Origin of the sequence: Pseudomonas sp. BNK-30 (genome assembly GCF_047456185.1) — a bacterium.
GTDB lineage: Bacteria > Pseudomonadota > Gammaproteobacteria > Pseudomonadales > Pseudomonadaceae > Aquipseudomonas > Aquipseudomonas putida_E.
In genome coordinates this window covers 4,882,022-4,894,154 of record NZ_CP179904.1, presented here as the reverse complement: position 1 = coordinate 4,894,154, position 12,133 = coordinate 4,882,022, and the positions used below count along the sequence as shown (strand labels likewise).

Sequence of the window (12,133 nt, the reverse complement as noted above, 5' to 3'; positions counted from 1 at the left end):
AATGGAAGACATGCTGATTTCCCATGGCATCTACAACCTGATCATCTTCGTGCTGGCCATCTATATCGGCTACCACGTGGTCTGGAACGTGACCCCGGCACTGCACACACCCCTGATGGCGGTCACCAACGCCATCTCGGCCATCGTCATCGTCGGCGCCATGCTGGCTGCCGCGCTGACCGTGACCCCGGCCGGCAAGCTGATGGGCACCCTGGCGGTGGCCCTGGCTGCGGTCAACGTGTTCGGTGGCTTCCTGGTCACCCGTCGCATGCTTGAGATGTTCAAGAAGAAAACCAAGAACGAGGCGCAGAAGTAAGCATGAGCATGAATCTGGTAACGCTCCTCTACCTCGTCGCCTCGGTCTGCTTCATTCAGGCGCTCAAGGGCCTGTCGCACCCGACCACGTCGCGGCGCGGCAACCTGTTCGGCATGATCGGCATGGGGATCGCGATCCTCACCACGGTTGGCCTCATCTATAAGCTTGGGGCAGAGCTGGCAACTGCCGGGATTGGCTACGTCATCGTCGGCCTGCTGGTCGGCGGTACCGCGGGCTCGATCATGGCCAAGCGCGTAGAAATGACCAAAATGCCGGAGCTGGTCGCCTTCATGCACAGCATGATCGGCCTGGCGGCGGTATTCATTGCCATCGCGGCAGTACTCGAGCCGCAATCGATGGGCATTGTCGCCAGCATCAGCGACCCGATCCCCACCGGTAACCGCCTGGAGCTGTTCCTTGGCGCTGCCATCGGTGCAATCACTTTCTCCGGTTCCGTGATCGCGTTCGGCAAGCTGTCGGGCAAGTACAAGTTCCGCCTGTTCCAAGGCGCACCGGTACAGTTCGCCGGCCAGCACAAGCTGAACCTGATTCTGGGCCTGACCACGATTGCCCTGGGCCTGCTGTTCACCTTCACCGGCCACTACAGCGCCTTCACCTTGATGCTGGTCCTGGCCTTCATCATGGGTGTACTGATCATTATCCCGATCGGCGGTGCAGACATGCCGGTGGTGGTGTCGATGCTCAATAGCTATTCGGGTTGGGCGGCGGCCGGTATCGGCTTCTCGCTGAACAACTCGATGCTGATCATCGCCGGCTCCCTGGTGGGCTCCAGCGGTGCGATCCTCTCGTACATCATGTGCAAAGCGATGAATCGCTCGTTCTTCAACGTCATCCTCGGCGGCTTCGGCGGGGATACCGATACCGGCGCGGCGCAAGGCTCGAAAGAGCAGCGCCCGGTGAAGTCTGGCTCGGCCGACGACGCGACCTTCCTGCTGAGCAACGCCGACACGGTGATCATCGTGCCCGGCTACGGCCTGGCGGTAGCACGTGCCCAGCACGCGCTCAAGGAACTGACCGAGAAGCTGACCCACAACGGGGTGACCGTGAAGTACGCGATCCACCCAGTGGCAGGGCGCATGCCTGGGCACATGAACGTACTGCTGGCCGAGGCCGAAGTGCCCTACGACCAAGTGTTCGAGATGGAAGACATCAACGCTGAGTTCGGTCAGGCCGACGTAGTGTTGGTGCTGGGCGCCAACGACGTGGTCAACCCGGCGGCTAAGAACGATCCAAAGTCGCCGATCGCGGGCATGCCGATCCTGGAGGCTTACAAAGCCAAGACCATCATCGTCAACAAACGCTCCATGGCCAGCGGCTACGCCGGCCTGGACAACGAACTGTTCTACCTGGACAAGACCATGATGGTGTTCGGTGACGCGAAGAAGGTCATCGAGGATATGGTCAAAGCCGTCGAGTAACCCCGCTTCCACCACCCAGTGGACTATAAAGAAGCCCCGGCGAGATCCCTCCCGGGGCTTTTTCATTTTGCTGATCCAGATCAATGGCTCTATTGCGTGGCTCCTCATACGACCATGGTCGCGGGACGGCGCCGGGGTAAATCTCTAGACTGCGCTGCAGTAGCTTCAGTAGCCCGAGATAACAATCCATGTACCGTGATCGTATCCGCTTGTCCTCCCTGCACAGCAAGGTAATGAGTGCGGCTGACGCCGCTGGCCTGATCGAGGACGGCATGACCGTCGGCATGAGCGGGTTCACCCGCGCCGGCGAAGCCAAGGCCGTACCGCATGCCTTGGCCGAACGCGCCAAGCTGTCGCCTCTGAAAATCAGCCTGATGACCGGCGCCAGCCTGGGCAATGACCTGGACAAGCAACTGACCGAGGCTGGCGTGCTGGCGCGCCGCATGCCGTTCCAGGTCGACAGCACCCTGCGCAAAGCCATCAACGACGGTCAGGTGATGTTCATCGACCAGCACCTGTCGGAAACCGTCGAGCAACTGCGCAACCAGCAGCTCAAACTGCCGGACATCGCGGTAATCGAAGCGGTGGCCATTACTGAACAGGGCCACATCGTGCCGACCACTTCGGTGGGCAACTCGGCGAGCTTCGCGATCTTCGCCAAGCAGGTGATTGTCGAGATCAACCTGTCGCACAACGCCAACCTCGAAGGCCTGCACGACATCTATATCCCGACCTATCGCCCGACCCGCACGCCCATCCCGCTGGTGAAAGTGGATGACCGCATCGGCAGCACCGCGATCCCGATCGACCCCGCCAAGATCGTCGGCATCGTCATCAGCGACCAGCCAGATTCGCCCTCCACCGTGCTACCGCCGGACGATGAAACCCAGGCCATCGCCGACCACCTGATCAACTTCCTCAAGAACGAAGTGGATGCAGGCCGCATGACCAACAGGCTCGGCCCGCTGCAAGCCGGCATCGGCAGCATCGCCAACGCGGTGATGTGTGGCCTGATCGAGTCGCCGTTCGAGGACCTGACCATGTACTCCGAAGTACTTCAGGACTCGACCTTCGACCTGATCGACGCTGGCAAGCTGAGTTTTGCCTCGGGCAGCTCCATCACCCTGTCGGGCCGTCGCAATGCCGACGTATTCGGCAACCTGGAGCGCTACAAGGACAAGCTGGTACTGCGCCCGCAGGAGATCTCCAACCACCCTGAAGTCGTGCGCCGCCTGGGCATCATCGGCATCAACACGGCGCTGGAGTTCGACATCTACGGCAACGTCAACTCCACGCACGTCTGTGGCACCCGGATGATGAACGGTATCGGTGGCTCCGGCGATTTCGCCCGTAATGCCCACCTGGCCGTATTCGTCACCAAGTCGATCGCCAAAGGCGGCGCGATCTCCAGCGTGGTGCCTATGGTGAGCCATGTCGACCACACCGAGCACGACGTGGACATCCTGGTGACCGAACAGGGGCTTGCCGACCTGCGGGGCCTCGCGCCACGGGAACGGGCACGGGCGATCATCGATAACTGTGTCCACCCGGATTACCGTGCAGCGCTGAACGACTATTTCGATCGCGCTTGCCTGCGTGGCGGCCACACTCCGCATATCCTGCGTGAGGCGCTGAGCTGGCACGAAAATCTGGAAGAAAGTGGGCGCATGCTCGCCAGCTGATCTGTAGCAGCGGCCTGCCTTTGCCAACGGCCGCCACGCACTCCTGACGCCACAGCAACACCTCGAGGGCTGCCCTGCAGCCCTTTCTCGGCACAAGCCCGATTCAGCAAGCACTGAATACGATAAAACTGTACTACTGTACCGTTAATTCGCCACGCTCCCGCCTGCTCAAAGCCATATAAAACCTGAAAAAGCACCATAACGGTGCGGACCAGTACAGTTGCGCCTGTTTCGAGTGCAACAGTAGGGTTACACAGTTAACTGAACCATCGTAATGCAGTAGAACTGTATCTACTGTTATGGACAGCAGAGGAGGATCATTGGCACCAGTTAAACCACTCCCTAGTCCCGCCATAAGCGGAAGGATGAAACATCATGGAACGTACCCTCAGTTCCGGTCTCGTTTTCGAAAACAACGCCCAGCAAACCAACGCTTCGCTGCCGCTGCGCGCGCTCTCTACCCTGCTGCTGTGGCAGCGCCGCATGGCCAGCCGCCGTCAGCTGGCGCGTCTCGATGCCCGCCTGCTGGCCGATGCCGGTATCAGCGAGTCGCAGCGTTACGAAGAGCTGAGCAAGCCGTTCTGGCGCTAAGCACCGGCTCGCCGGCTTCAGCTGGCACCGTGAATCCCAAACCCGTTGCAGGAGACTGCAGCGGGTTTTTTTATGGGTAATTCCCGGCCACCCTTGCAGCAGAGCCTGCCATCACTGAAACAGTACAATTTTCAAAATATAAAAATAGACCATAACAGTTACCTTGTGCGCCGTTCATTAACATCCATAAATTCCGGCGCGTGATACGCTTGACTGGGCAGTCTGGTAAAACCAGATGTTCAAAGCCACCGTGACGAACCGTGTGAGCGTCCAATAAGCAGATCCACCCGAATCTTCCCCAGGAGTGCACGACCATGACCCGTAATTACCTGATTGGCGCAGCCCTGCTGCTCGGCCTGGCCGGCACTGCCCACGCCACCAGCTTCATTGTCACTACTGATGCAGTCGTTGGCGCGGTTGCCGCCTCCACCGACGCTACCTCCGATGTGTCCTCGTCTTTCCGTGATGACAAGATCGTTCAGGCCGCTCGCGATGATGCGGCCAGCTACGTGGGCAGCCAGGGCGCCATTCGCGGCGCCAAGCTCGAGAGCGCTTTGCTGCACATCCGCTCGAGCATGCCAGCCCTGCAGGCCAGCGATGCGCAATTGGCCCAGGCCATCCTGGCGATCTGACCCGCTACAGCCCACAAGCGCTGGCCCTGGCCGGTACTTGTGGGCTAGCCTTCGCCGTTCCGTTCCTGTCGTAAGAAAGCCAATGCGTTATCTGTTGCCGCTGCTGTTTTCCGTAGTCGCCATGGGCAGTGCCCATGCCATGGACACCACCACGCAAGGCCTGGTCATCACAGGCTACGTCACCAGCCAAGTCACGACTGCCCCATTCGACCGCAAGCTGGTCAGGCAGGCTCGCGACGATGCCGCAGCCTTCGTCGCCAGCGACGGCCTGATTCACGGAGCACGCCTGGAAGCAGCACTCAAGTCGCTGCGCCATGACGGCGCCCGTCAATCTGTCGGCGACCTTGAACTGGCAGAGGCAATTCTCGTCCAATCACTAAATCTGACTCCCTGCATTTCCGGAGATGCTCCATGCGTAAACCGCTGATCGCCGCTACCCTCGGCATGTTGCTGCTGGCCGACCTGGCCCAGGCACAAACTCTGGTGGCCACCAGCAACATCATCGTGCGGGCCTTTGGCCGCTCGATCGACTTCACCTCTGACACCACCACCTCGATCCGCGACTCCAAGGTCGTGCGTGAAGCCCATGACGATGCCGCCAGCTTCGTCGCCAGCAACGGTGATATTCGTGGTGCTCAGCTTGAGGCCGCCTTCAACACCCTGCGCGAACGCGTGCCTGAAGCGCGCGGCGCCAGCGACCAGGTGCTGGCCGAAGCCATCCTGGCGCTGTGAACCGCGTACGTGCCTGGTTGCTCGGCTGCGCCCTGACGCTGCTGGGCACGCCCGCCCTGGCCGGCCTGCAGCTCGAGCTGCAGGCAGCCGGCCTGGCCCCACAGCAGGCTCAAGCCACCCAAGCCCTGCTTGATGAGGCTTTGGCCAAGCTCCCTCCCCGCTTCAAGCAACAGCTCGACCGGCGCATTGAGGTCAGCTGGAGCGACAACATGCCAGCCGATGCCTACGGGCAGGCATCCTTGGTCTCGACACTGCAGCTCAACCGGCGCCTGCTGCCCGGCCTGACTGACGGCAGTGCTGCACAGGAGCGCACCAACCGTCCGCATGGCACGGTGCGTGAGGAGTTGCTGGCTACAGTCCTGCACGAACTTACCCACATATACGACCGAGCCCGGCTCTGGCCCAGTGCTGAACGTTCGCTGATCGCCCGCTGCAAGCGCCAGCAAGGCACCGTTGGCAAGGTCGGTCTTCCCGAGCAATGCCGCGGCCAGGCCGAGCGCCGCTTTACCCTGAGCGATGACCCGCGCCTGCTCGACCTGGCCGGCTGGCAGCAATACGTCGGCCGCCGCGGTGAGCGCGAACAGCACAATGGCCAGTTCCTGCGCAGCCCCGACAGCTATGAGCTGAGCAGCCCCAAGGAATACATCGCGGTCAACATGGAGTACTTCCTCCTGGACCCAAGCTACGGCTGCCGTCGGCCAGCACTCAATCAGTACCTGGCTGATCATTTCGGCTGGGCGCCCGAGCAGGCAACGTGCGCCAAGGGCTTGCCATTCCTCAACGCCGGCAGCGACTTCGCCCGCCAGCCGTTGGGCGAAATCGACCCGGAACGGGTCTACGAAGTGGACTTTCTGCTGGCCGAGGCCAACCAGAACCTGGTGAGCCGTTGGGGCCACAGCATGCTGCGCCTGGTGATCTGCAAACCCGGCCGGCCTCGCGGGCCAGACTGCCGACTGGACCTCGAGCAGCACCTGGTGCTCTCCTACCGTGCCTTCGTCAATGACGTTCAACTGTCCAGCTGGGATGGTCTGGTTGGCGCCTATCCGTCGAGGCTGTTCGTGCTACCGCTGGCCCAAGTGATCGACGAATACACCAAGACCGAACTGCGCAGCCTGGCGTCGGTGCCGTTGAAGCTCAACCGCGACGAAATTGAAAATCTGGTACGCCAGGCCGCCGAGATGCACTGGAGCTATGACGGCAACTACTGGTTCCTGTCCAACAACTGTGCGGTGGAGTCACTGAAGCTTCTGCGCAGCGGCACCGCCAACCCGCGCCTGAACGACCTCGACAGCATCATGCCCAACGGTTTGCTTGCAGTATTGAAGGGCCGGGGGCTGGCCGATACCAGCGTGCTCGACGACCCGCGCGAAGCCTTGCGCCTGGGCTACCGTTTCGACTCGTATCGCGACCGCTATCAAGCGATGTTCGATGTGCTGAAGCAACAGCTGCCAGTCAAGCAGGACAAGGTCGAGGACTGGCTGGCCCAGGACGCCGAACAGCGCCGCGGCTGGTTCTTGCAAGCCGACCTGCGCACCAGCGCCGCCTTGCTTCTGCTGGAACAGGCCAGCCTGCGCCGCCAACTGCTGCTGGCTCAGGATGAAGTGAAGCAGCGCTATCTGAATGCGGCCGCGCTGAAAGATGGCAGTATCAACAAGGCCGACCAGACCCTGAAGCAGATGCTCGCCAACAGTGGCTTCCTCAGCCGCCCGGCCGAACTGCTGGATACAAAGGGATACGGGCTGCCGCAGCCGGATGAGCGCAAGCATCTGGAAAAAGTCAGTAGTGAACGGCAGGCCCAGTTGCTGCGCTTGAGCACTGACCTGGACAGAGAAGTCAGGGCGCTGCTGGAGCCTTCGCGGGCCAAGGAAATTGCTGCGGTCGAGGCCAATGTGAAGCTGATTGGTGAGCACCTGCGGGCGCTGCACAAGGCAGCAGGCGGCCTGCAACTGCCTTGATTGCCCTCCTGGCCCTGTCGCCGGCAAACCGGCGACAGGGCGGGCAATGCCATCCAGAGGCTAGCGTTTTTCCTCTTCCTCTTCAGGCAAACCTTCATCCACATGCAGCCAGGGCAACCGGCTCCCGGTCCAAATGTGCCGCGTGGCCCGCACCCGTTCCGGGTGGTCCAGCGTCGCTACCGTCACATCGATGCTGCCCGGGCTATGCGACGTCACCAACGCCACATGTGCACCACAATCACCGCAGAAGTAGCGCTTGCAACTGGCCGGAGCCACATAGCACTGCGGCCTGCCCGCCACCCATTGGAAACCGGAGCGAGGCACGGTGAGCCAGGTCACCAGCAGGCCGCCGCTGACCCGCCTGCAGATCGAGCAATGGCAATGGGCGATATCCGTCAACTCACCCTTCAAGCAATAGCGCAAGGCGCCGCAATGGCAGCCACCTTCAGTTACATCAGACATCTCCTACCTCCCGTCGCCCTTTTCCTGGCGAAAGCTGGCTGAAAGCTTGCCCCCATAGGATAGCCACCACTACCGGCACAAGACCGGTCAGCCAGGGCACCCGGAATCTTCCGCGCCCGGCCCAATCAACAACAACAATGGTGATTCTGATGTATTCCTGTGCCCGCCCTTTCGCAGTCCCCCCCCGCTTGCTCCCCGCGCAGCGCTCAACGCGCTGATTCGCCCGATCGACTTTCCTTTCGCCGCGCCACGCCTGGAGTATTGCCATGCTGACCTTCCTCGGCTTTGCCATGGTCATCACCTTCATGTACCTGATCATGACCAAGCGCCTGTCGGCCTTGATCGCGCTGATCCTGGTACCGATCCTGTTCGCCCTGTTCGGTGGTTTTTCCGCCAAGATCGGCCCGATGATGCTCGAAGGCATCAGCAAGCTCGCGCCCACCGGCGTCATGCTGATGTTCGCCATCCTTTACTTCGCCCTGATGATCGACTCCGGCCTGTTCGACCCGGCGGTGCGCAAGATCCTCAAGCTGGTCAAGGGCGACCCGCTGAAAGTCTCGGTCGGCACCGCCGTGCTGGCCCTGGTGGTCTCGCTGGACGGTGACGGCGCCACCACCTACATGATCTGCTGCGCCGCCATGCTGCCCCTGTACAGCCGCCTGGGCATGAGCCCGCGGATCATGGCCGGCCTGATCATACTCGCCGGTGGGGTAATGAACATGACCCCATGGGGCGGCCCTACTGCCCGCGCAGCCAGTGCCCTGCACGTAGACCCTTCGGACATTTTCGTACCGATGATCCCGGCCATGGTCTTTGGCGTGCTGGCGATCCTGGCCATCGCCTACATGTACGGCAAGCGTGAGCGTGCCCGCCTGGGTGAACTGCACCTGCCTACCGACGACATCGATCACAGCGAAATCACCGTGTCGCAGTTCCCCGACGCACGCCGGCCGAAGCTTCTGTGGTTCAACGGTGCGCTCACCGCTGCGCTGATGGCTGCACTGATCGCAGGCCTGCTACCACTGCCGGTGCTGTTCATGATCGCCTTCAGCATCGCCATGATCGTCAACTACCCTTGCCTTCAGCAGCAGAAGGACCGTATTGCCGCCCACGCTGGCAGCGTACTCGCCGTGACCGGGCTGATCTTCGCCGCCGGTATCTTCACCGGCATCCTGTCGGGCACCGGCATGGTCGAGGCCATGTCCAAAAGCTTGCTGGCGGTCATTCCCGAAGCGCTGGGCCCTTACCTGGCGGTGATCACCGCGATCGTGAGCATGCCGTTCACCTTCTTCATGTCCAATGACGCCTTCTATTACGGCGTGCTGCCGGTGCTGGCCGAAGCGGCCAGCCACTACGGCATCAGCCCGGTGGAAATGGCCCGCGCTTCGATCGTCGGCCAGCCGGTACACCTGCTGAGCCCGCTGGTACCCTCGACCTACCTGCTGGTGGCGCTGGCAGGCATCGAATTCGGTGATCATCAGCGCTTCACCCTCAAGTGGGCAGTACTGGTGTGCATGTGCATAATGCTCGCCGCACTGCTGATGGGCATTTTTCCGCTGTTCAGCAGTCTGTAAATAAACGCCTGTCACCGCAACGCGAAGTGCCCTGTGCAGGGGCGCTTCGCCACTATCGTTCGAAGGAATACACATGGAATGGCTGACCAGCCCGGAAATCTGGGTTGCCTTTTTCACCCTCACTGCGCTTGAGATCGTTCTCGGTATCGACAACATCATCATGATCTCGATTCTGGTCAGCCGCATGCCCAAGCACATGCAGGCGCGCACCCGAATCTTCGGCCTGGCCCTGGCCATGGTCACCCGCATTTTGCTGTTGCTGTCGATCACCTGGGTCATGCGCCTGACTGCCGACCTGTTCGTGGTATTCGGCCAGGGCATCTCGGGCCGCGACCTGATTCTGTTCTTTGGCGGCCTGTTCCTGCTGTGGAAAAGCTCGCAGGAGATCTACCACGGCCTGGAAGGCGAGGACGAAAGCGGTGACGAGCCCAAGGGCAAGGGCGGCACGTTCCTCTTCACCATCATTCAGATCGCCATCATCGACATCGTGTTCTCCCTGGACTCGGTGATCACTGCTGTAGGCATGGTTTCGCATGTGCCGGTGATGGTCGCAGCAATCATCGTTGCAGTACTGGTGATGATGTTGTGCGCCGGTGCCATCAGCAACTTCATCGACAAGCACCCTTCGCTGAAGATGCTTGCGCTTTCGTTCCTGATCGTCGTAGGTACCGTGCTGATCGCCGAATCTTTCGATGTGCACGTGCCCAAGGGCTACGTCTACTTCGCCATGGCGTTCTCCCTGGGGGTGGAGGCCATCAACATCCGCATGCGCACCGCCATGGCGCGCAAGCGCGGCAAGGAGCAAGACGCAGTTAAATTGCGCAAGGACATTCCGGGTCAGTAAGCACCGCGAACGCAGTATTCGAGGGCCCTCATCAGGGCCCTTTTTCATGCCTTGGGTTTCGTGACAGACAGGTTTCAAATACTGGCCGAGCATGCCAAGCTGGCGACAGGCCCGCAAAACAACTAAAGCTTGAGTAAGCACTGGATAAAAACACCCACCCCCGGGCCAGGCTTACCGCTTCACCCATTGGCTCCGCCTTTGGAGCCCGGATAAGAGGGGGGCTACACCATGCTGACCCTGCTCAACCTGCTTTCCGCCGTCGCGTTGCTGGTATGGGGCACGCACATCGTCCGTACCGGCATCCTGAGAGTGTTCGGCTCCAACCTGCGCCGGGTCCTGAGCCAGAACATGAACCGGCGGCCATTGGCATTCATCGCCGGTATCCTGGTCACGGCCGTAGTGCAGAGCAGCAACGCGACCGCCATGCTGGTGACGTCATTCGTGGGTCAGGGCTTGATGGCCATGACCCCGGCCTTGGCAATCATGCTCGGTGCAGATGTCGGCACTGCACTGATGGCCAGGGTGCTTACCCTGGACCTTTCATGGCTCTCGCCGTTGCTGATACTCCTGGGTGTGATCTTTTTTCTGTCGCGCAAGCAAACGCGCGCGGGCCAGCTGGGCCGGGTAGGCATCGGCCTGGGTCTGATCATTCTGGCGCTGGAACTGATCGTTCAGGCGGCCACCCCCATCACCCAGGCTCAGGGTGTGAAAGTACTGTTCGCCTCATTGACCGGAGACATCCTGCTCGATGCTTTGGCTGGCGCAGTGTTCGCCATGGTTTCGTACTCCAGCCTGGCAGCAGTGCTGCTGACCGCCACCCTGGCCGGCGCTGAACTGATCAGCCTGCCAGTGGCCATCGGCCTGGTGGTCGGCGCCAACATCGGCAGCGGGCTGCTGGCCTTTCTCAGCACCAGCATGCAGAACGCCGCGGGCCGGCGAGTGGCCTTGGGCAGCCTGTTGTACAAGCTGATCGGCCTGGTGCTGATCATTCCGGTGCTCAATCCACTGGTGGCGTGGATGGACTCGCTGAGCTTCAGCCCACAGGAGCTGGTGATCGGCTTCCACCTGCTCTACAACACGCTGCGTTGCCTGGTCCTGCTGCCCACCGTCAAGCCCATGGGGCGCCTGTGCAACTGCTTGTTGCCGGAGCGCGAGAACGGTAACGGCCAAGTGCGCCCACGCCACCTGGACGCCTCGGCACTCACCACACCCAGCCTGGCCTTGGCCAATGCTGCCCGCGAAACGTTACGCCTGGGCGATATCGTCGACAGCCTGCTCGAGGCCATGCTCAACGCCCTGCGCGGCACCCAGACCGCCCTCCCACAGCAGGTCCGTGCCCTGGGCGAAGATGCCGAAGCGCTGTACAGCGCCATCAAACTGTACCTGGCCCAAATGCCCCGGGAAGACCTCAGCGATCAGGACAACAGGCGCTGGGCCGAAATCATCGAACTGGCGATCAACCTCAAGCTGGCCTGTGACCTGGTCGAACGCATGCTGCGCAAGGTCCAACAGCAGAAGACCAGCCAACGCCGGGAGTTTTCCCAGGTCGGCCTGCAAGAGCTGGCCGGCCTGCAAGAGCAATTGCTGACCAACCTGCGCCTGGGCCTTTCGGTATTTCTCAGCGCCGACCCAGAGAGCGCACGCTTGCTGTTGCGGGAAAAACGCCGCTTCCGTGCCCAGGAAAGACGCCTGGCCCATGCCCATGTCAGCCGCCTGCAACGCAAGGTAGTGCAAAGTATCGAGACCAGTTCGCTACACTTGGAGCTGATCGCTGACATGAAGCGGTTGAACTCTTTGTTCTGCAGCAGTGCCTATGTGGTACTGGGTGGCTCGGACACCGGCGGGCTAATGCTCGACAGTGTGCCGGACGAAGCCCGCCTACCCTGATCTCGCCTACCTGGAGACC

The 12,133-nt window shown here is 61.4% G+C and carries 12 protein-coding genes; 11 read left to right on the top strand and 1 reads right to left on the bottom strand.

From position 1 onward, the window contains the following. Window position 1 precedes the first annotated feature (1 nt). The 8 genes from ACMGGN_RS22720 to ACMGGN_RS22685 all read left to right on the top strand — a co-directional run bounded on the left by ACMGGN_RS22720 (window position 2) and on the right by ACMGGN_RS22685 (window position 7,347). Entirely contained in the window at window positions 2-316 is a 315-nt protein-coding gene (locus tag ACMGGN_RS22720; protein ID WP_012316824.1) for an NAD(P) transhydrogenase subunit alpha, read from the top strand. A 2-nt stretch (window positions 317-318) separates the two neighbouring features. Beyond that, the gene (locus tag ACMGGN_RS22715; protein ID WP_042111833.1) at window positions 319-1,755 is read left to right on the top strand and encodes an NAD(P)(+) transhydrogenase (Re/Si-specific) subunit beta; all 1,437 of its coding nucleotides are present in this window, start codon (window positions 319-321) and stop codon (window positions 1,753-1,755) included. A 188-nt stretch (window positions 1,756-1,943) separates the two neighbouring features. Next, window positions 1,944-3,437 (top strand): acetyl-CoA hydrolase/transferase family protein, encoded by a 1,494-nt coding sequence (locus ACMGGN_RS22710; protein ID WP_039604671.1) that lies wholly within the window; start codon window positions 1,944-1,946, stop codon window positions 3,435-3,437. Between the two features lie 375 nt (window positions 3,438-3,812). Beyond that, a complete protein-coding gene (locus tag ACMGGN_RS22705) occupies window positions 3,813-4,028 on the top strand; it encodes a DUF1127 domain-containing protein (RefSeq protein WP_012316827.1) in 216 nt (71 codons plus the stop codon). 314 nt (window positions 4,029-4,342) lie between these two features. Continuing rightward, entirely contained in the window at window positions 4,343-4,660 is a 318-nt protein-coding gene (locus tag ACMGGN_RS22700) for a DUF2388 domain-containing protein (protein WP_046786715.1), read from the top strand. 82 nt (window positions 4,661-4,742) lie between these two features. Further along, entirely contained in the window at window positions 4,743-5,087 is a 345-nt protein-coding gene (locus ACMGGN_RS22695) for a DUF2388 domain-containing protein (RefSeq protein ID WP_012316829.1), read from the top strand. Continuing rightward, a complete protein-coding gene (locus tag ACMGGN_RS22690; RefSeq protein ID WP_012316830.1) occupies window positions 5,072-5,392 on the top strand; it encodes a DUF2388 domain-containing protein in 321 nt (106 codons plus the stop codon). Before ACMGGN_RS22695 ends, ACMGGN_RS22690 begins: the two co-directional genes overlap by 16 nt. After that, the gene (locus tag ACMGGN_RS22685) at window positions 5,389-7,347 is read left to right on the top strand and encodes a DUF4105 domain-containing protein (protein ID WP_414156311.1); all 1,959 of its coding nucleotides are present in this window, start codon (window positions 5,389-5,391) and stop codon (window positions 7,345-7,347) included. Before ACMGGN_RS22690 ends, ACMGGN_RS22685 begins: the two co-directional genes overlap by 4 nt. A gap of 60 nt (window positions 7,348-7,407) precedes the next feature. On the opposite strand, the gene ACMGGN_RS22680 is transcribed toward ACMGGN_RS22685, so the two are convergent. Next, window positions 7,408-7,809, bottom strand: coding sequence for a GFA family protein (locus ACMGGN_RS22680; protein WP_046786718.1), 402 nt, complete (start codon window positions 7,807-7,809; stop codon window positions 7,408-7,410). 266 nt (window positions 7,810-8,075) lie between these two features. On the opposite strand from ACMGGN_RS22680, the gene ACMGGN_RS22675 reads away from it, so the two are divergent. The 3 genes from ACMGGN_RS22675 (at window position 8,076) to ACMGGN_RS22665 (ending at window position 12,114) form a co-directional block, all read left to right on the top strand. Further along, window positions 8,076-9,383, top strand: a complete 1,308-nt coding sequence (locus ACMGGN_RS22675; RefSeq protein ID WP_012316833.1) for a CitMHS family transporter — start codon at window positions 8,076-8,078, stop codon at window positions 9,381-9,383. A gap of 73 nt (window positions 9,384-9,456) precedes the next feature. Next, window positions 9,457-10,227, top strand: a complete 771-nt coding sequence (locus tag ACMGGN_RS22670; protein WP_012316834.1) for a TerC family protein — start codon at window positions 9,457-9,459, stop codon at window positions 10,225-10,227. A gap of 228 nt (window positions 10,228-10,455) precedes the next feature. Beyond that, window positions 10,456-12,114, top strand: a complete 1,659-nt coding sequence (locus ACMGGN_RS22665; protein WP_251962178.1) for a Na/Pi cotransporter family protein — start codon at window positions 10,456-10,458, stop codon at window positions 12,112-12,114. The last annotated feature ends 19 nt before the right edge of the window (window positions 12,115-12,133 follow it).

Bases quoted from the DNA above. Each gene is read 5' to 3' on its own strand.
- ACMGGN_RS22680 (WP_046786718.1), bottom strand. From the start codon at position 7,809: ATGTCTGATGTAACTGAAGGTGGCTGCCATTGCGGCGCCTTGCGCTAT.
- ACMGGN_RS22700 (WP_046786715.1), top strand. From the start codon at position 4,343: ATGACCCGTAATTACCTGATTGGCGCAGCCCTGCTGCTCGGCCTGGCC.
- ACMGGN_RS22705 (WP_012316827.1), top strand. From the start codon at position 3,813: ATGGAACGTACCCTCAGTTCCGGTCTCGTTTTCGAAAACAACGCCCAG.
- ACMGGN_RS22675 (WP_012316833.1), top strand. From the start codon at position 8,076: ATGCTGACCTTCCTCGGCTTTGCCATGGTCATCACCTTCATGTACCTG.
- ACMGGN_RS22665 (WP_251962178.1), top strand. From the start codon at position 10,456: ATGCTGACCCTGCTCAACCTGCTTTCCGCCGTCGCGTTGCTGGTATGG.
- ACMGGN_RS22695 (WP_012316829.1), top strand. From the start codon at position 4,743: ATGCGTTATCTGTTGCCGCTGCTGTTTTCCGTAGTCGCCATGGGCAGT.
- ACMGGN_RS22720 (WP_012316824.1), top strand. From the start codon at position 2: ATGGAAGACATGCTGATTTCCCATGGCATCTACAACCTGATCATCTTC.
- ACMGGN_RS22710 (WP_039604671.1), top strand. From the start codon at position 1,944: ATGTACCGTGATCGTATCCGCTTGTCCTCCCTGCACAGCAAGGTAATG.
- ACMGGN_RS22670 (WP_012316834.1), top strand. From the start codon at position 9,457: ATGGAATGGCTGACCAGCCCGGAAATCTGGGTTGCCTTTTTCACCCTC.
- ACMGGN_RS22715 (WP_042111833.1), top strand. From the start codon at position 319: ATGAGCATGAATCTGGTAACGCTCCTCTACCTCGTCGCCTCGGTCTGC.
- ACMGGN_RS22690 (WP_012316830.1), top strand. From the start codon at position 5,072: ATGCGTAAACCGCTGATCGCCGCTACCCTCGGCATGTTGCTGCTGGCC.